The following is a 22,353-nucleotide window of genomic DNA, read 5'->3' on the forward strand; positions in this document are numbered from 1 at the left end:
CCCGCACCGGCTCCCCGAGACCTTCGCGGGACCTTTACGGCGGCGGTCCGGCGACCACCCGGGCCGCCCAGAACGACCCGGACAGGTGAATTCACGGGATCCACGACGACCCGCAGACCGAATCCACGACGACCGGAGCCGCCCCGGAGCCGACCTGGACCTGCGCCCCGGACGGACGCCCCGGACGGACGCCCCGGACAGTCGACTCACACGGGCGGATCCATGCTCGGCAGCAAGGGCGCCATCCGGTCCCACCGCCCGATCTCGCACCCGTTGCCGCGGTCGTACCGGGCGTCGACCGGGCGGCCGGCCCAGGTACCGGTGACATGGGCGGTGGCCGGACCGCCGTAGATCATGGTGCAGGCGCTGTCGGGGGGTACCGGGGCGAAGGTGTCCTGCCCCCAGCGCGTGTTCTCGTCCAGCACCCGGCAGGCCCCCGACACGTCCGGGTGACTGCCGCCGCCAGGGTGACAGAACAGCTCGTACGTCCCGTCCCGCCCGGATCCCGCCTGCTCGACGACGACGGTGAGGTGATCACCGGCGCGGTCCTCGGGCCGCACGGGCGGGGGAACGGCGGACGCCGCGGCGGCGGGTACGGCGGTGAGGGCGACCAGGGACACCAGAGAGGCCAGGGACGCACGGGACGCCAGAGACGCACGGGACGCCAGGGACGAACGGGACGCCAGGGATGCACGGGACGCCAGGCGCGTGAGGGACGACAGGGCGGCGAGGGGCGACGCCAGGACGCCGCGCGGGGCGTCCGACATGACAGAGACCATGCGCTGCCCAACGTCGGCGCTCCCCGGCGGTTGCGCCCCGTCGGGCACCCGCCGCCCCGCCGGGCGAACCCCTTTGCCCTGCGACCCTCGTGCCTAGTACCGTGGGGGGCGATTGGTGACACCGCGCTCGACTGTGTCATCATCTGCACGCACCGATCACGCGCTCGCGTGAATGGTTGTGCTGGAGGCGTCGCCTAGTCCGGTCTATGGCGCCGCACTGCTAATGCGGTTTGGGTCTTAAAGCCCATCGAGGGTTCAAATCCCTCCGCCTCCGCGTCTGATCCCGAAACCCCGGTCCCCAGGACCGGGGTTTCGGCGTTCCCGGACTCCCCGACATCCCCACTCCCCACACGCCCCCACGCCGCCCGCCCACACCGCCTCCCGGCGCCCGCCCCGTTACCTTTCTCGTGGCCCCGCAACGGGGCGCCTGGCCCCCGGGTCCGGTATGGCTGTTTGCCCCCTGTCGCACGCATGACCTGGGGGGTGTTGCCGCCGGGCCTCGGGGCACCGCTTGACCGCTGATGAGGGGCCTGACGACCGCCCGGTCCGGTGCAACGCCGGACCGCTCCAGGGCGGGGATGTCTGCGTAACGTGGTTGCCGGCATGTGGTGCCGCAGGGACGGCCGGGAGTTGGGGAAACGAGAGGCGAGGGGCACGCGCACATGGTCGACACGACCGCGATAGATCTCTTCCTCGGCCTGGACCTGGGTAAGGAGTTCCACCACGCCCACGGCCGGACCCGGGACGGCAGGACCGTGCACGACAAGCGGCTGCCCAACACCGAGCCGAAGCTGCTGGAGCTGTTCAGCAAGCTGGTGGCGAAGTTCGGGACAGTTCTGGTGGTCGTGGACCAGGTCGCCAACATCGGCGCGCTGCCGCTGACGGTGGCCCGCGCGGCGGGCTGCCGGGTGGCCTACCTGCCCGGGTTGTCGATGCGGCGGGCCGCCGACCTGCATCCGGGCGAGGCCAAGACCGATGCCCGCGACGCTTTCGTGATCGCTGAGACCGCCCGGACCATGCCGCACACCCTGCGCGCGGTGGACCGGGACGACGAGGTCCTGGCCGAGCTGACCATGCTCACCGGCTACGACAACGACCTGGCCGGTGAGGTCAACCGCGCCACCAACCGGCTGCGTGGCCTGCTCTCCCAGATCCACCCCTCGCTCGAGCGCGTGCTCGGCCCGCGTCTGGCCCACCCCTATGTCCAGGCCCTCCTCCAACGGCACGGCTCCCCGGCGCGGCTGGGGAAACTGGGCCGGGCCCGCTGCGAGGCCCTGCTCAAGGCACACGGTTCGCGCAAGGCTCACCACCTCGCAACCGAGATCTTCGACGCGCTCGCCGAGCAGACTCTCGTCGTTCCCGGCACCGAGGCGTCCGCGCTGATCGTGCCGGGCCTGGCCGCCCAGCTCGCCGCCGCCCATGCCCAGCGACAGGCCACCGAGCAGGAGATCGCGGCCCTGCTGGAGGCCCTCCCTCTTTTCCACCTCCTGACGTCCCTGCCCGGAATGGGCGTCAGGACCACGGCCGCCGTGATCGTCGCCATCGGCGACGGCAGCGGTTTCCGCACCGCCGGGCACCTCGCCTCCTACGCCGGACTCGCCCCAGCGACGAAGTCCTCGGGGACATCCATCCGGGGCGAGCACGCTCCCCATCGCGGCAACCGCCTGCTCAAACGCGCGCTGTTCCAGGCCGCGTTCGCCGCGATCGGCTGCAAGAGCGACCTGTCCTCGCGGGTCTACTACGACCGCCAGCGCGCCCGCGGCAAGACCCATACCCAGGCCATCCTCCGCCTGGCGAGACAACGCGTGAACGTCATCCACGCGATGATCCGCACCGGCACCTATTACGAACCGCGCACCCTCGAGCTCGCCGCCTGAACACGCCACCTGCCTACCCTTCCCGCCCCGTCACGCCCGCTCACCGGCAACGGCCACCCCGCCAAGCCGGCCACCGGCCTGCCCACACGACACCCGTTCCGCTGGGAACGTCACACTTCGCCCGGAAACCAGCACGAACCCCTATGAACCAGCCCCGCCAAGGTTGACGAAACAGATAGGGGCACCCCCCGGCCACGCGCTGCCCCCAACCGCTCACTCGATCGGCGTTTTCGCAGGTCACAAGGGGTGCGCGAATCGGATTTCACATGGCGGCGGCAGTCATGTAATGTTCTTCCTGTCGCCGCGAGCGGGCCGGAAGGGCCGGGAGCGAAGGCAAAAAAACCAAAGAACAAGCACTCGTAGCTTAACGGATAGAGCATCTGACTACGGATCAGAAGGTTGCAGGTTCGAATCCTGCCGAGTGCACACAGGTCAAAGGCCCCGCCGGTTCGCCCAGCGGGGCCTTTGACATCAACGGCTGACATCAACGCGGTTGAAAGCGGCGGTCAGTCCTCGGTCTCAGGCTCCTGCTCTTCCTGTGAATCTTCTTTCGGGTCGTCCAGCCCAAGAGCGTCGTCCATCCGATCGGCGGCGGCCTTGAGCGTCGTGTTCATGACGTGGGCGTAGGTGTCCAGCGTCATCGTGATCGTGCTATGCCCGAGCGTTTCCATGATCGTGCGAGCGTCGACGCCCTGAGCCAGCAGCAGTGACGCGCACGTGTGCCGGAGATCGTGCACGCGCACGCGCCGCACGCCAGCGTCCCGGCACAGGATCGTGAGCATCCGGTTCAGACTGCGAGGGTCCGTGACGCGGCCGGTCGTCGTGGTGAAGATCAGCCCGTTGGGCTGCCCCGGCGCTGGCTGCCACTTCTTCCCCGCCACCTTGCGTTCCCGCTCCTGCTGCGCCTGGTGCCGCGTCAGTGCCTGCACGCACGTCTTCGGGAGCGACACGTTACGGACCGATCGCATGGTCTTGGGGGTGCCGAAGATCAGCTCTCGCCGGATGCGCTGCACGTTCCTGCGGACCCGGAGCTGGCCGTTCTTGAGGTCGATGTCCTCCCAGGTGAGTGCGAGAGCCTCGCCCCGACGCAAGCCTGTCGACACGAGCAACAGCCACAGAGTGAAGAGACGGTGGGGCCGGGCGGTCTTGAGCAACAGTCGAGCCTCTGCGCCGTCCAGCGGGCGCACCTCCTTCGGGGTGACGGTCGGGGTTTCCACGATCCGGGCGACGTTCCGTGCGATCAGCTCCTCACGCATCGCTTGCTGAAGTGCGGACCGAAGAACGGCGTGGACGTACTGGACGGTGCGCGCCGACGGGCGACGCTCGCAGCAACGCCCGACCGCGCAGCAGGAGCGCTTGTCCTCTGGGCGTTCCTTGTCCGCGCCCCGGAGGCAGCACAGGCACGAAACCTTGAACTCCGACAGGAACCGGCGCACGTCCGCCGGCGACAGCCGGTTCAGCCGCTTCTTCCCGAGAGCGGGCCGGATGTACAGGCGTGTCAGTCCCTCGTAGCTGTTCAGCGTGGACGGCTTGAGCCGCTGCGAGGCGATCACGGCCAGCCAGTAGGTCAGGTAGTCGCCGAACGCCATCGTGGACTCCGCCGCCGGGATCCCTTGCCGCGTCTTCTCCTGCAACTCCGTGAGCTTGTCGGCGACTTCCCGGCGGGTCTTGCCGTAGACGAACTTCCGGGTGCGGGTCCCGTCGGGGCGGTAGACGTACGCGGCGGCCTGGTAACGGCCGTCCGCGCGGCTCGTGATCGTTCCTTCGCCGTTGGCGCGACGCTTGGGCATCAGTCGGACTCCTCAATGCGGTTCTGCATGTACCGGCGTACGGCGTCGACCGGGACGCGACGGGCGCGCCCGGACGTGAAGCTTTCGAGCTGTTTCGAGCGAATGAGGTCGTAGACCTTGCTGCGGCTGAGGCGCAGTGCGGACATGACTTCGGGGACCTTGAACGCCTCGGGACTCGGGGGCATGGCGGTGGTCATGCAGAGATCTCCATGGGGTGAGGAGAGGCGGACAGTGGTTTGGTCGGCTCGCGGGGCTCCCAGGGGGCCCGTGTGTGTCCGAGGTGGGGATTTCTGCGTCACAGCGTCACCCGCGTCACGCAGGCTTCTGACCTGCGGGTTTGGCGTGACGCAGAGCGTTCGGGGTGCGTCACGCGTGACGCAGGCTCTCGTCACGCGTGACGCAGGTGACGCGGCGTGACGCAGAGGCGGGCCGTCTGCGTCACGCCCTTCTGTGCAGGTCACCGGCCGTTTTCCAAGATCGCGTGACGCTGTGACGCAGCGTTCCCCTACTTAGGAAAAAAGAGGGGGGTGTCTGTAGTGGTGTGGCGGCGGCTCAGAACGTGAAGAAGGAGCCGCTTCGCGGCGCGTCCATCGGGCGGCGCGAGCGCCGAACAGCAAGAGGAGCACGCGGCGGGGCGTGGTGCTCCTCTTGCCTGTACGGCCGTGGCGCCGGTCAGAACGCCTGCTGTTCGTGCGGCGGCGCGGTCGGCGTGCGGGCCATCTCGATGTAGCGGCCTTCCCGAGTGCGTCCGGAGTCGATGAGGACACCACGGGCCGCAAGGGTGGGCTGTAGCCGCTTGAGCCGGTCCGAGAGCACCTTGCCCGTGGTCGGCCAGCCCTTGGGCAGGGGCCGGAAGTCCTCTCCGGTGTAGACGCGGCTGAGACAGTGCAGCCACTCCGTGGACGTCATCTGCTGCGCCGCCCCCGGTTCGATGCCGGCCGCGTGCGCGAGGACGGTCTGAGCCAACAGGTCGCCCTCAATGACGTCGTCGTTGAGGTCGTCCAGGCTGGCCCGGTAGGCGGCGAGCGCACCCAGACCGGTCGCCGCGTCGAGCTGCGCGCACAGGTGCGCGAAGTCCGCCATGCGCAGGTCGGTCGGGGTCTCCGCCTCCACCGCGCGGACCTTGACCGTGAGGTCTAGGAGCGAGCCGAGGACGATTGGAAGTACCTCTGCGTACTCGGTCCACAGCTCATCCTCGGTGCGCCGCACCCGGGGCCGCTCCAGACGCAGGGGAAGGAGCCGTTCGGCCAGGTCGGGGCGGATGACACCGACGTCGATACCGGTCAGGAGCAGGGGGCGGCGGTAACCGACGCGGAACACGTCCCCGTCGGTGAACAACGCGCGCTTGACGTTCTCCGCGCCGGTCACGATGCAGCACATCGCGTCGGACAGGTCCGGGCTCATGTGGGAGAGGTTGTCCAGCGCGGTCACCCAACCGGCGGCCACGGCCGCGAGGAGGTTCTCTTCATCCTTGGGGGCGCGGCGCAGGTCACCGGTCATGCCCTCGATGATCCGTACGAGCATCCGGCCGCCGGTCGACTTGCCGGCGCCCTGCGGGCCGGTGAGGAACGGGGCCGGGACGGGCACGGAGGGCCCGAGGCACCCGACCAGCCACGCGATGGCCAGGCACTCGGTCTCAGCCGTGGCGAAGTTGCACAGCCTCAGCAGCAGATCGATGCCCTTGCCGTCCGTGTCCTTGACCGGCATCGGCAGTTCACCGGTGAGCTGGGTGCGCCGCCAGCACACCTCACGCGGGTCGGGAACGGCGATGTCCCAGCCGGTGGGGTGGATACGGACCGACTGTCCGTCGGCGCGGCCCAGGTCCAACCATGTCGCGCCGTCGAAGCCGGGGGCGACGCGGATGTACACGGGCTGCACGTCCTCGGTCAGTGCGAGTGCTTCGATCAAGTCCAACGCCTCCTTGAGCGCGGTCCCGTTGAAGACACCCAATCCGTCCCTGAACAGGCCGACCATGAGTTCTTGGCGGTGGCTGCCGGTGGTGCCCTGGGAGCGGATCGGGCGGGCGACGGGGTGGCCGTTGCGCTGCGCGTACACGGTCCCGTCGGCGGTGCGGAAGTACCGGAAGTGCGCCTGTGCGTAGTCGGTGATGATCTCGCGGGCCGGGTTCTTGTCGTCGTCGGCCATGGTCACAGTCCCAACGTGGTCAGGGCGTTGGTCCACGCGTCCGTGCAGTGCCGGGGGGATTCGCCCTTGGCCTGCGCAGCGGTGAACAGCCGGGCGACATGGGCGTCGGTGAGGCAGCCGCACCGGCCGTGCGTCGACAGCACGGCGAGGAACGTCCGGTACACGGTCGCGTGGACGGCGCTGCGGGCTTCGGCGATCCGCTGCACGCCCATGGAGATGCCACGCTCCAGGTAGGTGGTCGTACGGTGCGGGCACTCGCCCCCGTGGCCCCTCAGAGGCACTGAGGGCGTCCGTGGCGCCCTGTGAGCCGGGGACGGCTCCTTTACTGCCAGGGCGCGTACAGCTTCCGGGAGGGGGGCTGTGGCGCCCGTGCCGTTTTCGAGCCAACGGGCGTACTGCATAAGGGACTTGATGTCGACGCCGGGTCGGACCGCGTTCGAGGACGGCATAGTGCCTCGGTAGATCCAGTGTTCGCCCCGGGTGGTGGTCACGGTCCGGGTGGCGGGCAGGGTCTGGCGGGCCCAGTGGATGGCGGCGGGGTCGTCCAGGTCGACCACGGTCACGCCGGCGCCGCCGGGGTGGTACGCGAGCGCCGCCGCGTGCTGCCACGCCGGTACCCACGCGCTGGAGTTGAGGACGTGTGGGTCGGTGGTGGCGGCGGCCCAGCCGTGGCATGGCCACGGGCAGGCGCAGGGACCGGGGCTCTTCATGTTGGGCCGGCCACCGCATGCGTTCCGCGCGCAGGCCGGGCAGTTCCCGAACGGCAGCTTTCCACGGCGCAGGGGAAGCACCGGCAGGCCGTCGGCCGCCAGGCGCAGCGCGGTGCGCAGGTGCTCGTTCACGCTGCCACCCCCAGAGTCGGTGCGGCCTGGGAGGTGCCCAGCAGGAGGCCGTAGGCGTGGTGGGCCTGCCGGGGGACCACGCCGTTGCCGATGATCATGAGCTGGTTCTTGCGGGGGATGCCGGGGACTGCGGTGACCCAGCCGGCGGGCAGGCCCATCATCCATTCCGCGAACGCCGGCGACAGGCGCCGGTTTCCTCGGGTGCCCGGTTCCGTCGGACACGGCGCCGCACGCCCGGTGACGCGCTCCCAACGACGGATGGCCGGCCCGTAGTCGATGCCGTCCGTGGAGACCCAGTCGGCCTGGCCGGGGAGGCGGTTGACCACGAACTCGTTCAGCGGGCGGGAGTTGCGGTCCAGCAGGTTGGAGGCTCCGGACTTCCAGTCCCTCGCGGCCGGTGTGGGCAGCAGGATCACGTTTCCTGCGGGGGCGCCGGTAGCCGCGTGACGGCCGTGCGCAGGTTCAGTCCGCCCTTGCGGTTCGGGCTGGTGCCGGGGCCGCCAGTGCCGTCCGAGCTGGTCGGGGTCGGCATCAGCGGGATGGGCAACTGCGAACCAGCGGTCGCGCTCGTGCGGCGCGCCGACTTCTGCGTCACCAGCGCGTACGCATGTCCATCGCGCGTCATACCCGAGCGCGGCCAGGTCCGCGGCGACGACGTCCAGCCCCCGCGAGCGGAGCGCCGCCACGTTTTCCAGGAAGACGAGGCGCGGTCGAATGTGGCCCACAGCCTGAGCGACGTTTTTCCAGACCCGCGACCACTGGCCATTGATCCCGTCCCTTCGTCCGGCGTTGGAGGTGTTGCGGCAGGGGAAACCGGCGCCGATCACGTTCGGCCGGTACAGGGCGCGGACCTGGTCCCAGTCCACGGTCGTGATGTCCCCGAGGTTGGGCACGCCGGGGTGGCGTGCGGCGAACACGGTCGCGGCGTGCGGGTCGTTCTCGGCGTAGGCGGCGACCCGGCCGCCGATACGGGCCCGGATCGCGGCTTCCAGGCCGCCGTAGCCAGCGCACAGGGCGACGATCGTCGGTGGCGAGCCGGGCACTCGCCGGATGTCGGTCGGTTGCGTCATGCTGGAGTTCTCCAGTTCCTGGATGGTGACTGGCTGGCAAGGGCGGCCCCGGACTTTGGCGAGACGGGGGCCGCCCTTGGCGTAGCTAGAACGGCGGTTCGCTGCTGTAACCGGCGGGCGGGGTACGGCGCGTCCAGCGCGGCAGGCGCAGCAGGGTCATGCGCCGCGTCGACCAGCACGGGCACGGCTCGATGCCACTGCCCCAGTACTCCCCGGTGTCGGGGTAGCTGTAGTGCTGCTCGATGCCCCCGAGCCCCTTGCAGTCGGGGCACTTGGAGCGGGGGGTGTCGGTCAGGATCAGGGCGCGCCGGGGGTAGTCGATGGCCTTGAGTCGCAGGCGGAACATGGGCGTCGGTTTCTCCTGTCAGCCGTGGTGCTCGTTGCGGGTACGGGCGATGAGTCCGTAGGTCTTGGTGGTGGTGTTCTCCTGCCGGACCGGGCCCCGGTAGTGGTGGTGGTTCTCGGTGTGGACGCCCTTGAGTGAGCGCAGGGCGGTCCCAATGGCCGCGAAGACTCCAGCCACGGCAGCGATGGGCAGGGTGACGAACAGAACGGAGGTGAGGGAGACGGCGGCGAATCCCTGGCACGCGAGCCAGACACCGCACCCGACGCCGACGAACGCGGCTCCGACGCCGATGCCGGCGACGGCGGTTCCGGCGGCCCATGCGGGCACGATCCGCCGGTCCGGCTGCATGACCGGGGGCGTGTCACCGTAGGCGGGAAGCGGGCTGTCGTCGCGGTAGGCGGTCGGGGTGGCGGGGGCGGGCTTGTAGGCGTCGGCGATGATTCGGGCCGCTTCGGCGGCGGCCACGTCGTCGCTCATCCGGACGCCCGACGGGGGCGCGGTGGGGGTGGTCTCGGGGTACATGCGGAATCCCTTCGGGTCACGGTTCAGGGAGGAGAGGACACCCCCTTGCGGGGGCGCTGAGAGGGGGGTTTCGGGGGTCTGACCTGCGCTGCCTCCCTGCCTCCCTGGCGATCAATTGCGCAGGTCAGGGCGAGGGAGGCGGGTCAGGGAGGGGGTCAGGGAGTTCTCCCTGCCTCCCTGACCCGGGACGGGTTGGCTCCCTGTCATTCGGAAGCGGAAGCGGAACCCTGCTCGTCGCGATCGGCGATGGCGCGGGCGAGGCGGTCACGGCCGACGACCATGCGCCCCTCGGACTTGTACGGTTCCGCTCCGGTGCCGTCCAGTACGCGCTTGAGGTCGATGAACGACCACTCGCCGTAGACGTCCGGGGCGAGCACGGCGAGCCGCTTGAGGACTTCCTGGGTGAGCACTCGCGCGTCCGTGCCGAGGACGGAGGCGATGTCCGCCAGCGCGTCCCGCTCCTCACGCTGGTCGACGACGCGCAGTGTGGTGATTCCGGCGCGCAGTGCCTTGGCCCGCTCGCAGATGGCCTTGGCCGCGTCGTCGTCGATGTAGTGGGTGCGCACGGTGATGGATGCCTGGCCGGCCGGGATGGCGATCCCGTCCGAGGCGACGACCAGCGTGCCCTTGTCCAGCCCCTGCCGGAGCAGGTGCGGGGCGGCGCCGCCGTCGACGGCCTTGTCCCCGAGCGCCATCCGGGCCTGCTGCTCGGTGCCGAGCGCGAGGGAGGCGCGGGTGTGGGCGCCTTCGCGGACCAGCTTGGGAAGGTTCTGGTCGGTGGGGTCCTGGGTGCCCTGCCACATCAGCACGTCCACGGCACGACCCTGGTTGTGGATCCGGCGCACGGCCATGAAGTACCGGCTGGTGGCTTTGGAGCCGCCGTAGGGGTTCTTCTGGTCGTCCTTGACCGGGCACATGAACGCGACCTGCGCTTCGTCCACGATGACCACCAGCGGGTTGAACTGCGCTTTCGGGTCCTGCTGTCGGACCCCGATCCGCCGGTTCATCTCGTCCAGCGCGTCCTCCACCATCCACGTGGCGTCGACCACGTCGTCATCGGTCGGACCCTGGATGAGGACGCTGGCAAGTCCGTCGAACATGCCCCAGTCCCCGACGCCCTTGAGGTCGGCGATCCGGAACTCAACCGTGCGATCGAGCGCCGCCCACAGGGCGAGCGCGCGCAGGGAAGCGGTCTTGCCCTGGTTGGACAGGCCGGTGACCAGGAGGTGACGCTGGAACAGGCTCAGGGCCGCCGCGTCGCCGCGCAGGTCCTGACCCCACGGGGCCTTGCCCTTCTTGTAGTCGGCGGTCGCCGTCTCGTCGGTGACCAGCGGAGACGGGCCGATCGGCTCGTCCAGCGCGCCGGAGTCGGCGACCCAGAGGCGGACCGTGCGGGCGGCCTCGGGGATCGTGATGAACACCTCGTGCTCGTGCCGGGTCAGGTTCTCGGCAAGCTTCCGCCGCCGGTTCTGCACCTCGATCGTGGACACCCCGGACGGGAGCGTGACGTCGACTTCCACGCCGCATCCGGCGATCCGGATCGGACCGAGCATCGACGCGCCGGCGTCGCCCATCTCCTTGATGGCGTTGCGCAGCGCGGGCACACCGAGGTCGCGTAGGGCCTTGACCACGATGGACGGGGTGATCGGCTCACCCTCGCTCGATCGCTGGTGCTCCGGCATCGACCACGACGGGGCCGCTTTCTGGTGCGCGCCGACCGACCACAGGGCGAGCAGCGCGAGGAACGGGGCGATCGTGAGTGCGGGCCCCCACACGATCTGAATGATGCGGATCAGGGTGGCGATGAAGTCGATGGTGGCGGCGAGCGGGGTGATGAGGTCGGCCGGGTGCTTCGTGTTGATGGCCATGATGACCCCGAGCCCGATCAGCCCGGCGACGCCCATGCCGACACCGACAGCAGCGCCCTTGGCCGCTTCCACCGGGGAGTGCAGGAGGTCCATGCGGCGGTGGTGGCGAGCCTGCCGGAAGCGCTGGAGACGCTCCTCCCACTCCTCCGCAACCTCCAGGTTCCCGGCCGCTTCGGCGGCCCGGATCATCCGCTCGTAGCGGGCCCCGGTACGCCCGTCCCAGGTGCGACGGGCCACGATCCGGCCCCCGTTGAACGTGTAGAGGGAGTGCCGGGCGACCGCCCGCACCACGGTCTTCGTGCTCTCGTCGGTCGCGGCCGCCTTGATGGCGCGGCCGGAGCGCACCCACAACGGCACGCGCGGGGCCGGTACCGGGTCGGGCACGACAGTGAGGACGGTCGGGGCGTTGGCTCCGGCCGGCGGGTCGGTGGGCTTGTGCAGGCTGATGACGTTCTCGGTCATGACGGCAGGTCTCCTGAGCGGGAGGCGAGGGAGGGGAAGTCGGTGCACCGCGCGCGGTTCTCGGCACGGCTGAGCTGGGACGGGTCGGTGCGGGGGCCGTCGACCCAGCAGAAGGGGCGGATCGTGTCGGCGGCGGTGAAGACGCGGATGGCGCTGCCGGCCGGGGCGTCGGGCAGCGGGTAGACGCGGGCCCGCTCCAGGCTGGCCAGGAGGCGAGCGCCGTGGTGCTCGCACCCGTTCGCGCCGGCGTTGAAGGCGTCCAGCACGGTCACCACGACCGGACCGACACAGGGCGTCGGGTCGTCCGGGTGAGCGGCGGGGCAACGGGCGGTCACGCTCACCACCACCCGGACGACTTCTTGGCGGCCTTGGCACGCGCCTGCTCGGTGATCAGTCGCTGCCGCTCGCCGTACAGGGCGGTCAGTTCGGCGTTCAACCGGGTCTCAGCAGCCGTGCCGATGGAGTCCATCCGGTTCTCGGCACCGCTCGCGCTGCGGCCCTGGTGGACGCTGCGGGCGCCACCAGCCATCGCGCGGGTCATGGCGAGCCGTTCACGGCTGGTCAGCGGCCACCACTCGCCCCGCTGGACGGCTTCCAACTTCTTCAGAATCTTGCCGATCTCGCGGTCGATACGGCGGATCTCGGAGTTGCCCATGTCAGGCAGTCCTTTCGTAGCCGTGCGGGTCGGGGTAGGCGCACGGCGTGCACATGCCGAGCGCGGCGGGGATGACGTATCCGGCGTCACGCCGGCAGGCGGGGCACATGCGGCGGGCGGCGTTGGCCTTGGCGAGCGCCGCCCGCCGCGCGGGCGTCATGGGCCGTACGGGCTTGGCCAGGTCGACGCGGTACAGGTAGGCGACCAGCGGGGGCCGGCGGCGGCGGGGGCGTTCGAGCTGCGCGGCGACGCCCTGACCGCCGGGGCGCAGGTTGCGTGCCCGGAGCTGTCGGCGGGTTGCGTAGCCGTCCGGTGCCAGACGCCACCGGTAGACCGGCAGCGCGGCCATCACACGACGCGCTTCCAGGCGGCCCTCAGGCGCACCTCACTGGCAGCGTGGCCGGCCGTGCGGAAGCGGGTGGCCATCTCCCGGTACGACAACGGCGGTTGCTCGCTGGTCCGGATCTCATCGACCAGCGTGTCCAGGGCCGCGTCACTGAGCGCGGGTGCCGACTCCAGCGCCGCAACGGGCTCTGAGGGCCCCCACACGGGGAGTTCCCAGGAGGGTGTGACGTCGGGTGTGACGCGGCTCGTCACGCTGGTCAGGGCGCGTCCGGTGCTCTCGCCCTTGCGGGCCGCTTCCAGCGTCGACCACGCCCCGGCAAGGGTCTCAGCGGTCTTGGCCTGGACGCGTGCGACGCGTGCCCCCGCCTCCGTCACGGCCGTCAGCCGCGTCTCCTCCGTGGACGCTTCCGCCCGCAGGCGGGCACGGGCAACGGCCGCGTCGTCGCGGGCTTCCTGCTGAATGCCCCGGATCGTGTCCAGCGCGCTGGGGGTGAGCGCCGTGCGCTCCCACAGACCGTGGACCAGCCACAGCATCTTGGCGGCGATCGGCAGCCACGCCACCGCCAGCCACGCCCCCATCGACGTCTCAGCCGTCACAGCGTGAGTGACCAGGACACCCGAGGCGACCGCCCCGAAGGACCAGCCGACGGCGGTCACGGCGTTGCTGTGGTCGCCCTGAGCGGCCAACCGGCGCTCATAGGCGAGAGTGGCCAGCCACCCACCGTCGATACCCAACCCGACGACCAGGGCGACGTACCAGGGCACGGCCGTGCCCAGCCACATCATGACCACGGCCAGGGTGAGCACCATGGACACGGCCGTCATGGCAACGGCCGGCAGCACGGTCAGCAGGGTCTTGGCGTTGATCCTCACGCCGCACCCCCGAGCGCCAGCACCACGGCGAGGATCAGGAGGGCGCCGCCGGCGCGGGTGAGGTCGACCGCGCGGCGCAGGCAGGTGAACTTGACGACCGCCAGCCGGGAGAGTCCGGCGATGTCGTCGGCGAGATCCGTCGACAGACTCTCGGTGATCTGCTGCGGGGTGAGGGTCGCCCACAGTGTGAAGCCGTGACGGCCGCTCAGGTTCGGGCGAACCGACGTCAGCAGCTTGCTCGCCGCGCCGACCAGCAACGCCATGCCCAGCACACCGACGACCACGGCCGCCGGGTTGAGCGGCAGGGCGCTGCCGATCGTCCAAGCGCCGGCCAGGACCGCACCGACGAACGCGAGCAGGAGCGCGGTCTTGTTGTCGGTGCGTGCGATCTCCGCCTTCACCTCAGCGTGTGCGTCGGTGTGGCTACGTACGGTCGGGGCGCTCATGCGGCACCGCCGGGCAGGATCGCGCCGGCCGTGCGGTTGGCGAGCGCCAGACGCTCAGCGAGCACCCGGCGGTGGGCCCGGCGGATCCGGCGGGCGTCCAGCTCGGTGGGGGTGCGGTCGAGGATGATGATGTGGGCGTCCAACAGGTCGACGTCCGCCAGGATCAGCGGAAGTTCCTGCTCGATCGCGTCGAGTTCCGCGTCCGTCGGTTCCATCCAGTCGGCGAACGCGGTAACAGCGTCCTGAACAGTCACGATGGGGTTCATAGGGTCGTGTTCCTCTCGGATAGGAACGGCCCGAACAGCGGCCCCGGTGTTCGAGCACCGGGGCCGCGCGCCGTTGAAGTCGGGTGATCCGGCTCCCCTCAGCGCCGCACGTACGAGACGTGCAGCGGAGGCAACCGGCCGCAGTCGCTGAGCTGCGGAAAGGTCGGATTGCGCTGTACCTCACGCGAGAGATCCCGCGTGGCCGCCTACTTGGCCGAGGAGAGGCGGCGTGATCCCCATTCAGTTGTCAAAGAACGAGCGCTGCCTTCGTACTCACCCCCTCGGGCTTTCCTCCGGACGCACCTGTACGGCACTGCCGTACGTGACACCCCGTCCGACTTGTCTGGAGGAGTGCCGTGGCAAAAGATTGCATGAGTTGAGCTTGGATAGTCAAGCCCCCTGGTCTAACTTGTACGGAGGAGTCGGAGGAGGAGAGCCGTTGCCGGTGCGACGCGGTATGACCAAGGCCCAGGAAATCGCCTATGACCTGCGCGAAAAGATCCAGTCGGGGGCGTTGGCGGGAGGTGATGCGCTCCCGAGCGAAACGCAGATGATGAGCCAGTACGGCTACAGCCGCGAGACCGTTCGCGCCGGCGTACGCCAACTTGTTGAGGAAGGGCTGGTCGTCACCGGCCAGGGTCAGGGGAAGTACGTCCGCGAGGACTACCCCCCCGTCGTGTGGAACTGGACGACGCTGGAGAGTCGGACCCGCCACGCCAACGCTGTTGAAGGGCGTACCGCTGGTGACCAGTGGGCGAGCGCGATTGCGGAGAACGGGAACGCTCCCCGCCAGGACATCAGTGTGTCGATCGTGGAGCCCCCGGCCCACGTCCGTGAACGCCTTGAACTCCCCGCGAACGGGCTGGCGGTGGCGCGCAAGCGCGTCCGGTTCATAGACAACCGGCCCTACGCCCTTGCTGACTCATACTTCCCGCAGGAACTCGTCAGCGGTACACCCCTGATGGAGCCCCGAGACGTCTCCGCACCCGGCGGCATCTTGGCGTCCATTGGGCTCGTCCAAGACAAGTACGTGGACGAAATCTCAGTGCGCATGCCGACTCGCCAGGAGGCTGAACTCCTTGCTCTACCTGCGGCAACACCCATCGCAGAGCACACCCGAACGGGCTATGACGCGGACGGTCGGCCTCTCCGCTGCATGGTCACGATCCTCCCCGGAGACAGGCACAAGATCCTCTATGAAGTCAGCACGGACTGAGTACCTTCGACCCGCAGCGGCGAAGGATGTACCCGCCCTCTTGGCTCTGCGAACGGAGGCTGAGCGGTGGTTGCGCACCAAAGACACGGATCAGTGGAGTGACCCTGAAACGGGCGAACGGGCCATCGGCAAATGGCGCGCCAGCATAGATGAGGGGCGCGCGTGGGTCGTGGTCGACAAGGGTGAACGGGTGCTCGCGACAGTCAGTCGCGGCCCCGTTGACCGGGACTTCTGGACGGACGCCGACCACCCCGAATCAGGGCTCTATCTGTACAAGCTGATCGTCGCCCGTGAAGCGTCTGGCCGGCACCTGGGCACGCGCGTCATCGACTGGATGTCCCGGCTGGCAGCCCTTGAAGGGCGTTCCTGGGTGCGCATCGACACTTGGCGCACGAATACGGGGCTGCACGCCTACTACGAGCGGTTGGGCTTCAAGCACGTACGCACGGAGACACCGGAACACAGGCTCTCGGGATGGCTCGCCCAACGCCCGGCGGGCGAGTTGGCTTTGCCGGAAGACCTCTTGCCCGTGGGAGCCGATGGCGCGAGCATCGAAGTGCCGACTCAGGTGAGCCGAACCGCCACGTGACCAGGGAAAAGGGTGCGACGCTCTGACATCAACGGCTGACATCAACAGCCACGGACACCAGCGCACAACGGGGGACCGACGTGAGCTGAGCCCCGTGGATTGTCGGCGCTCAGAGGCTGGTCGGTGGGCCGCTCATCCGAGGTGAACACGCCTACGGATCAGAAGGTTGCAGGTTCGAATCCTGCCGAGTGCACAGCACACCCAAGGCCCTGTGGAGTGATCCACAGGGCCTTTGGCTTATGCCTTGACGGCAGCGTTTGACGGCAACCGATTTTCGGGGTGGATCAGACGGCTACGGGGACCCGGTCGCGCCATCGTCACCACGAAATGGGCGAGGCTGTCGAACAGCTCCTCACCAGCCACCGCGCGACCGGTCTTCTGATCGTTCGCCGTTGCCGTCATGCGACTACTCCTCGTGTGTGGCGGTGCATGGAGGGCTGACCCGTCATGCTGCGAGTCGGCGCTCCGCTGCTCAAGCAATCCACCCCGCATCCAGGCCGGGGCTGTCCACGGCGAGACCATCACCACCGGCGCACAGCCGCAGCGCTTCGGCCGTCCACGATCGGTGCATCCCTCAGGGTGGTTTTGCCGCCCGCTTCCAGGGCACACGGCCAGTGAGACTCCGCGGAGGTACTGAGATGAGTGCCGGAGAACGGGCCAAGGCGAAGGCCGAACAGGTGGTCGGAAGGACCGTGCGGAAGGCGGCCCACGCTGTGCACAAAGGAACCCTCGAGGCAAAGGGCGCCGCTCTGGAAGCGCGGGGCATGATGCGCGGCGCGAAAGAACGGACCAAAGGCTCCCTCAAGCACTGACAGGTCGCTGTTGCATCGCCCGGAGGGCCTGACCACGGTGGTCAGGCCCTCGGCGTGTGTTTGGTCCGAATGACTCCGTCAAGCCGCCGCTGCCCAAGCCCCGCGGGCGCGCGAAGGGCACGGGGCTGCCGTCGGCCACCGCTTTAGGAGCGAGGTGAGGCGGTCTGCGGCGTGACCTGCGGATTCCCAGCCTCGGATGGAGTGGGCGGCGCGTCCCCTGCACACCGCGATTCCCCCTGGCACCCCGCCTGTTCTGGCACGAGAGTGGCACGGGTTCCTCGTGGTTCCCCGCTCGGTGGGGCGCGCGAGGGGCACGGCCGTGGGATCAGCGGGGTCCAGAGAGTGCGCAACAGGCCAGAGGCCCTGTGGAGTGATCCACAGGGCCTCTGGCCTCTGGGCTCTGCTTCGACGGCAGGGTCCGACGGCAACCTGGTGGGCCGGCCGCGGATTCCTACTCGGCGTCGGGAAGCCCGGACGCCCAGTCGTCGATGATCTCCGAGGGATCCAGCGCGATGGGCAGCCGGGTCAGGCCGCGGAACGCGGGGAACGGGACCTTGAGCCACTCGGTCTCCGCCACCGGGAATGCCAGCGCGGCCTTCGGGAAGCGGCGGAAGAGCGTGGCCAGAGCGATCTGCATCTCCATCCTGGCCAGCGGCGCACCGAGGCAGTAGTGCGGTCCCGTCCCGAAGCCCAGGTGGCTGCTCTGCAGGCCCGGCCGCGTGATGTCGAAGGTGTCGGGGGACTCGAACGCGGCCGCGTCCCGGTTCGCCGACGTGACGGCGATCTGCACCAACGCGCCCTTGGGGATGACGGATCCCGCGATGGTGATGTCCTCCAGCGCGTGGCGGAACGTCGCGTTCTCCACCGAGCCCTCGTAGCGGATGACCTCCTCGATCGCGTTGGGGAGGAGTTCCGGCGAGGCGATGACCCGCTCCAACTGCTCCGGATGGGTGAGCAGCGTGTAGACGGCGTTCCCGATGAGGTAGGCGGTCGTCTTGTGGCCCGCGAAGAGCAGAACCCACAGCGTGGAGAGCAACTCGCCGTCGGTCAGCGATTCCTGCTCGTCCCGTGTCTGGATGAGAACACTCAGCAGATCGTCCTCGGGGTTCTTCCTCTTACGGGCGATGAGAACCTCGAAGTATTCCCGCAGATTGTTCTCGGCCACGGCCAGACGGGCCTTGTCATCTTTGCTGAATCCCGTACGGGCGACGACACTGCACCACTTCTGGACGTCTTCCCGGTCGTTCTCCGGAACTCCGATGAGTTCGCAGATCACCTGAAGAGGGAGCGGGAAAGCAAAGGACGACAGCAGGTCGACAGGCTCCAGGGTGGTGCACCCGTCCAGCAGGTTGTCGGTGATTTCCTGGATCCGCGGACGCAGAGCCTCGATACGGCGGGGGACGAAGGCGCGGTTCACGATCCGGCGCAGCCGTGTGTGCTTCGGCGGATCGGCGAACAGCATGTTGTCGTCCAGGGCGATGGAGGAATCGCCGAAGATGGACCGGTAGGCGTCGATGGCCGCGTACATGTCCTTGCTGATCCGGGGATCGGCCAGCGCGGCCTTGGCGTCCTCGAAGCGCGTGACGAGGTAGGTCTCCACACCGTGCGGCGGGCTGAGCCGGGACACGGGCGCGTTGTCGCGCAGATGCTGGTAGACGGGGTGCGGGTTCGACCGGTAGACCGGGCAACCGCGGGACGCCGCGTCCACGGCCTGGGCTGTCGCGTCGGCGGTCTCCTGCTCTTGCGTCTGAGTCATCGACGGCCCTTCTTCTCTTCCCGGGCATGCACGGGCAGGCCTTCTCTTCCCGGGGCGTGCACGGGTCGGCTGGAACGCTGGAATGCATTGACGCCTGATGGGACGGGAAAACGCGGTTCACCCGACCGCTGCGCAATGCCGCGGGCGTAATACGAGAGCGGTGCGGCGAATGGGCCGTCCGGGGGAGGAACCGATTGCCGACTCCGGGACCTTGTGGAAGCTTCGGAAACAGGGCCGCCGCTCATGCCGGACGCTGCCCGAACTACCGCTGATTCTCTGGAGGAGGACGGGCCGTGGACAAACGTGACGGGCAAAGGGTGCCGGTACTGATCGTGGGTGGTTCGCTCGTCGGACTGTCCGCGTCGGTCTTCCTGGGACGGCTGGGCGTGGACCATCTGGTCGCGGAACGCCATGCGGCCACTTCCGAACACCCCCGCGGGCGCGGCAACAACATGCGGACGATGGAACTGTTCCGCACCGCAGGCCTGGAACCGGACATCCGGAAGGCGGCGGCCACCCTGTCCCGCAACCACGGGATCCTCCAGACGGACAACCTGTCGACCGGGGAGATCAAGTGGCTCTCGGCGCGCATCACCGGCCGGGCCCCGGAGGCGGACACCTGCTCCGCCCTGCGCTGCGCGTGCAGTCAGAACGACCTGGAACCGGTCCTGCTCGCCCACGCCCGCAGGCTCGGCGGCGACGTGCGCTTCGGCACGGAGCTGGTCTCCTTCACGCAGGGCGCGGACGGAGTCACCTGCGAACTGCGGGACCGGGAGAGCGACCGGACGTACACGGTGCACACGGAGTACCTGCTGGCGGCCGACGGACCGCGCAGCCCGGTGCGGGAGCGGCTCGGCATCGGACAGAGCGGTAGCGGCGACCTGTTCCACAACGTCAGCGTCACGTTCCGGAGCAAGCGTCTGCGAGAGGTCGTGGGCGACCAGCACTTCCTCGTCTGCTACCTCAACGGGGAGGAGGGCGACGGGGTCCTGCTGCCCGTCGACAACGAGGAGAAGTGGGTCTTCCACGTCCCGTGGTTCCCGGAGCGCGGGCAGACGCTCGAGTCCTTCACCGACACGCGCATCGCCGACCACATCAGGGCCGCGGCCGGCGTGCGCGACCTCGACGTCGAGGTCACGGGGCGGGCGCCCTGGCACGCCGCCGACCGGGTCGCCGACCGGTACCGCAGCGGCCGGGTGTTCCTGATGGGCGACTCCGCCCACGAGATGCCTCCCACCGGCGCCTTCGGATCCAACACGGGCATCCAGGACGCCCACAACCTGGCCTGGAAGCTGACCGCCGTACTCCGCGGCTGGGCGGGACGGGCCCTGCTGGACACCTACGAGAGCGAACGGCGTCCGGTCGCCCTGGCCACCAGCGCCCGGGCCATCGAACAGGCCTCGCGAGAGCAGCACCCGGGCTACACCGCCGCGCAGGGTCCCGGCCAGAGCACGGACCTGATGACCGTGTCCCTCGGCTACCGCTACATGTCCACGGCGGTGTCAGGCGCCGACACGGCCGCACCGGTCATTCCGCAGTCGCTCCGGCTGCAGGGGGACCCCGGCTCCCGCGCCCCGCACATGCCGGTGACGCAGGACGGCGCCGCGAAGTCCACCGTCGACCTGTACGAGCAGTCCTTCGTGCTGCTCTCCGGGGTTCCCGACGGGCCGTGGCCGGCCGCCGCCCGCGCCGCCGCCGACAAGCTCGGCGTCCCTCTCGTGTCGTACACCCTCGGCTCCGGTTCCGCGTTCGACCTCGACACCGGTGGCGCCGACTGGGCCGCCGTGCACGGCGTCACCCCGCAGGGTGCCGTGCTCGTGCGGCCCGACGGGTTCGTCGCCTGGCGCTGCGACGCCGTCCCCGCGAGCCCCGAGAACGACCTGGCGCAGGTTCTGGAAAGCGTCCTCGGCCGCTGACCCTGCTCACTTTGCCGCCTCGAACCCGACCAACCGCAAGGAGCCCTTCCGTGCCTCACGCTGCCGACACGACCCAGTTGCAGGATCCGGGCGAGATAGGCCTGCACGCCGCCGACGGAGCAGGCGACGCCCGCCGTGAACGAATAGACGTCCACCACCACTACACCGCACCGGAGTGGGTCCGGTGGGCCGAGAGCAAGGGAGTCGTCAGCCGCGCCGGTCTGCCGCCGTGGACCCGGTGGGACGAAGCCACCGCCCTGGACCTGATGGACCGGGTGGGCATACGCACCAGCGTGCTCACCGTCGCCATGCTGGGACGCCTCACGGAACCGGCGATGCGCAAGGAGAGCACGCGGGTCGCCCTCGAAGCCGCCGGAGACCTCGCCCGGAGCCACCCCGGGCGCTTCGCCTTCTTCACGCCGGTCTTCCTGGACGACGCGGAACTCTCCCGCTGGTCGGTCGCCCAGGGCCTCGACCGGCTCGGCGCGGTGGGTGTCAGCGCGCGCACCAGCGTGGGGGACGTCTACCTGGGAGACCCCCGGCTCGACCCGATCATGGCGGAACTCGACGAGCGCGCCGCCGTCGTCAGCACGCACCCCATGCAGGTGAGCACCTCCGGCCCGAAGGGCGTGCCGCCCTTCCTGTGCGACTTCCTCATGGACACGACCCGCGCTGCACTGAGCCTGATCATGAACGGGACCCTGGACCGCTACCCGCGGATCACCTTCGTCCTTCCCCACGGCGGCGGCTACCTGCCCTACATCGCGAGCCGGATCGAGATCTTCGGGAACGACCTCACACCCAGCGTCGATCCCGCCCGCGTCCGCGACTACCTGCACCGCTTCTACTACGACACGGCGGGCCCCATGTCCCCGTCGGCCACCCCCACGCTCCTTGCCACGGCCGGCTCCTCCCGGCTCCTGTACGGAACCGACTGGCCGCCCACCCCCGCCCGCGTGGTCACCGAACTGACGGCCCCCGCCCTCGACGGGGACCCCGCCCTCGGCGACCGGGAGCGCACCGCGATCAACCAGGGCAACGCCCTGAAGCTCCTGCCCGCCCTCGCGCGCGTCTGAAATCCCGTTCCCTGGTGCCGTCCACCCCGTGGGCGATACCAGGGAACACCTATGAGGAGGGACGCCTCGGGGAGCTGACGGCCGAGGCGGGAGGGCAGGGCGCGGGAGAGGGCCGTCGGCCAACCGGGTCATGGAGCACCAGCGGTGCTGCCATGCCGGGCCGCCCCTGCCTACGCTCGCTGTCGGCAGAGGATTCACGGGAAGGGGCGGTCCATGCCGCAGGTCGACGAAGAAGAACGCGGTGTTCAGCCGGTCGATACGGCGGCACGGCCGCGTGGCGGAGCGGGGCTGCTGCGTCACGCGGCCAAGCAGACCCATCTGCTGCCGACGTTCGTGGTTCTGACGGTCATGATGCTGGCCCTGTGGCTGCTGGGCATGCCGTTCATGCAGGCCCTGACGATCTCGACCGCGGTGAAGATCGCGGTCGCCCTCCTCGAGGTTCGTCGCCGGCCCCGCTCCTCCGACGGCTGACGCGCATGACACGACGCTGAGTTGTTGCACCTGGGGGAAGCCGGCGCTGCCGCGGCCGGCCCCGGGTCGTGGCCTTCGGTGTCCCGCCCCGCTGTCGGCTCCGGGTTCGCGGTGTTCGGTGTTCCGGCTCGTGGTCGGCTCCGGGTTCGCGGTGTTCGGTGTTCCGGCTCGTGGTCGGCTCCGGGTTCGCGGTGTTCGGTGTTCCGGCTCGTGGTCGGCTCCGGGTTCGCG

At 69.6% G+C, this 22,353-nt stretch carries 23 protein-coding genes and 2 tRNA genes; 8 read left to right on the forward strand and 17 right to left on the reverse strand.

Going from position 1 to position 22,353, the window contains the following annotated elements; translation table 11 throughout:
* Positions 1-206: 206 nt before the first annotated feature.
* On the reverse strand, positions 207-767 hold the full coding sequence (locus tag ACWD5D_RS07560; protein ID WP_451371861.1) for an SSI family serine proteinase inhibitor: 561 nt from the start codon (positions 765-767) through the stop codon (positions 207-209).
* Positions 768-962: 195 nt separating this feature from the next.
* Between ACWD5D_RS07560 and ACWD5D_RS07565 the strand changes: the two genes are divergently transcribed.
* The 3 genes from ACWD5D_RS07565 (at position 963) to ACWD5D_RS07575 (ending at position 3,082) form a co-directional block, all read left to right on the forward strand.
* A tRNA-Ser gene (locus tag ACWD5D_RS07565) sits at positions 963-1,053 on the forward strand.
* A 388-nt stretch (positions 1,054-1,441) separates the two neighbouring features.
* The gene (locus tag ACWD5D_RS07570) at positions 1,442-2,656 is read left to right on the forward strand and encodes an IS110 family transposase (RefSeq protein WP_451371862.1); all 1,215 of its coding nucleotides are present in this window, start codon (positions 1,442-1,444) and stop codon (positions 2,654-2,656) included.
* Positions 2,657-3,009: 353 nt separating this feature from the next.
* Positions 3,010-3,082, forward strand: a tRNA-Arg gene (locus ACWD5D_RS07575).
* Positions 3,083-3,162: 80 nt separating this feature from the next.
* On the opposite strand, the gene ACWD5D_RS07580 is transcribed toward ACWD5D_RS07575, so the two are convergent.
* From ACWD5D_RS07580 to ACWD5D_RS07645, 14 genes are all read right to left on the reverse strand, one after another.
* Positions 3,163-4,446 carry a tyrosine-type recombinase/integrase gene (locus ACWD5D_RS07580; protein WP_451371863.1) on the reverse strand — a complete coding sequence of 428 codons (1,284 nt, stop codon included), beginning with the start codon at positions 4,444-4,446 and terminating at the stop codon, positions 3,163-3,165.
* Positions 4,446-4,643, reverse strand: coding sequence for a helix-turn-helix domain-containing protein (locus ACWD5D_RS07585; RefSeq protein ID WP_451371864.1), 198 nt, complete (start codon positions 4,641-4,643; stop codon positions 4,446-4,448). The genes ACWD5D_RS07580 and ACWD5D_RS07585 overlap by 1 nt, the downstream gene beginning before the upstream one ends.
* Positions 4,644-5,118: 475 nt before the next feature.
* A complete protein-coding gene (locus ACWD5D_RS07590) occupies positions 5,119-6,591 on the reverse strand; it encodes an ATP-binding protein (RefSeq protein WP_451371975.1) in 1,473 nt (490 codons plus the stop codon).
* A gap of 2 nt (positions 6,592-6,593) precedes the next feature.
* Positions 6,594-7,433 (reverse strand): bifunctional DNA primase/polymerase, encoded by an 840-nt coding sequence (locus tag ACWD5D_RS07595; protein ID WP_451371865.1) that lies wholly within the window; start codon positions 7,431-7,433, stop codon positions 6,594-6,596.
* Positions 7,430-8,503: a DNA cytosine methyltransferase gene (locus tag ACWD5D_RS07600; protein WP_451371866.1), complete on the reverse strand. Its 1,074-nt coding sequence runs from the start codon at positions 8,501-8,503 to the stop codon at positions 7,430-7,432. Before ACWD5D_RS07600 ends, ACWD5D_RS07595 begins: the two co-directional genes overlap by 4 nt.
* An 85-nt stretch (positions 8,504-8,588) precedes the next feature.
* Positions 8,589-8,849, reverse strand: coding sequence for a hypothetical protein (locus ACWD5D_RS07605; RefSeq protein WP_451371867.1), 261 nt, complete (start codon positions 8,847-8,849; stop codon positions 8,589-8,591).
* Between the two features lie 18 nt (positions 8,850-8,867).
* The gene (locus ACWD5D_RS07610) at positions 8,868-9,371 is read right to left on the reverse strand and encodes a hypothetical protein (protein ID WP_451371868.1); all 504 of its coding nucleotides are present in this window, start codon (positions 9,369-9,371) and stop codon (positions 8,868-8,870) included.
* 203 nt (positions 9,372-9,574) lie between these two features.
* The gene (locus tag ACWD5D_RS07615) at positions 9,575-11,701 is read right to left on the reverse strand and encodes an ATP-binding protein (RefSeq protein WP_451371869.1); all 2,127 of its coding nucleotides are present in this window, start codon (positions 11,699-11,701) and stop codon (positions 9,575-9,577) included.
* Complete coding sequence (locus tag ACWD5D_RS07620; protein WP_451371870.1) at positions 11,698-12,036, reverse strand: hypothetical protein; 339 nt, start codon at positions 12,034-12,036, stop codon at positions 11,698-11,700. The genes ACWD5D_RS07615 and ACWD5D_RS07620 overlap by 4 nt, the downstream gene beginning before the upstream one ends.
* Positions 12,037-12,038: 2 nt before the next feature.
* Entirely contained in the window at positions 12,039-12,356 is a 318-nt protein-coding gene (locus ACWD5D_RS07625; protein ID WP_451371871.1) for a hypothetical protein, read from the reverse strand.
* Position 12,357: 1 nt separating this feature from the next.
* Complete coding sequence (locus tag ACWD5D_RS07630) at positions 12,358-12,705, reverse strand: RRQRL motif-containing zinc-binding protein (protein WP_451371872.1); 348 nt, start codon at positions 12,703-12,705, stop codon at positions 12,358-12,360.
* A complete protein-coding gene (locus ACWD5D_RS07635) occupies positions 12,705-13,526 on the reverse strand; it encodes a protein spdB (RefSeq protein WP_451371976.1) in 822 nt (273 codons plus the stop codon). The genes ACWD5D_RS07630 and ACWD5D_RS07635 overlap by 1 nt, the downstream gene beginning before the upstream one ends.
* A 44-nt stretch (positions 13,527-13,570) precedes the next feature.
* Positions 13,571-14,020, reverse strand: coding sequence for a Pycsar system effector family protein (locus ACWD5D_RS07640; protein ID WP_451371873.1), 450 nt, complete (start codon positions 14,018-14,020; stop codon positions 13,571-13,573).
* On the reverse strand, positions 14,017-14,286 hold the full coding sequence (locus ACWD5D_RS07645; RefSeq protein ID WP_451371874.1) for a DUF6284 family protein: 270 nt from the start codon (positions 14,284-14,286) through the stop codon (positions 14,017-14,019). Before ACWD5D_RS07645 ends, ACWD5D_RS07640 begins: the two co-directional genes overlap by 4 nt.
* A gap of 457 nt (positions 14,287-14,743) precedes the next feature.
* Between ACWD5D_RS07645 and ACWD5D_RS07650 the strand changes: the two genes are divergently transcribed.
* The gene (locus ACWD5D_RS07650) at positions 14,744-15,502 is read left to right on the forward strand and encodes a GntR family transcriptional regulator (protein ID WP_451371875.1); all 759 of its coding nucleotides are present in this window, start codon (positions 14,744-14,746) and stop codon (positions 15,500-15,502) included.
* On the forward strand, positions 15,483-16,091 hold the full coding sequence (locus ACWD5D_RS07655) for a GNAT family N-acetyltransferase (protein WP_451371876.1): 609 nt from the start codon (positions 15,483-15,485) through the stop codon (positions 16,089-16,091). The genes ACWD5D_RS07650 and ACWD5D_RS07655 overlap by 20 nt, the downstream gene beginning before the upstream one ends.
* A gap of 237 nt (positions 16,092-16,328) precedes the next feature.
* Here the strand turns inward: ACWD5D_RS07655 and ACWD5D_RS07660 are convergent, their stop codons facing one another.
* Positions 16,329-16,493, reverse strand: coding sequence for a hypothetical protein (locus ACWD5D_RS07660; RefSeq protein WP_451371877.1), 165 nt, complete (start codon positions 16,491-16,493; stop codon positions 16,329-16,331).
* A gap of 861 nt (positions 16,494-17,354) precedes the next feature.
* Entirely contained in the window at positions 17,355-18,659 is a 1,305-nt protein-coding gene (locus tag ACWD5D_RS07665) for a cytochrome P450 family protein (RefSeq protein ID WP_451371878.1), read from the reverse strand.
* A gap of 293 nt (positions 18,660-18,952) precedes the next feature.
* On the opposite strand from ACWD5D_RS07665, the gene ACWD5D_RS07670 reads away from it, so the two are divergent.
* The 3 genes from ACWD5D_RS07670 (at position 18,953) to ACWD5D_RS07680 (ending at position 22,122) form a co-directional block, all read left to right on the forward strand.
* On the forward strand, positions 18,953-20,575 hold the full coding sequence (locus tag ACWD5D_RS07670; RefSeq protein WP_451371879.1) for an FAD-dependent oxidoreductase: 1,623 nt from the start codon (positions 18,953-18,955) through the stop codon (positions 20,573-20,575).
* 50 nt (positions 20,576-20,625) lie between these two features.
* Positions 20,626-21,651: an amidohydrolase family protein gene (locus ACWD5D_RS07675; RefSeq protein WP_451371880.1), complete on the forward strand. Its 1,026-nt coding sequence runs from the start codon at positions 20,626-20,628 to the stop codon at positions 21,649-21,651.
* Positions 21,652-21,864: 213 nt separating this feature from the next.
* Positions 21,865-22,122, forward strand: coding sequence for a hypothetical protein (locus tag ACWD5D_RS07680; RefSeq protein WP_451371881.1), 258 nt, complete (start codon positions 21,865-21,867; stop codon positions 22,120-22,122).
* Positions 22,123-22,353 lie beyond the last annotated feature (231 nt).

This window comes from Streptomyces sp. NPDC002520, assembly GCF_053595235.1.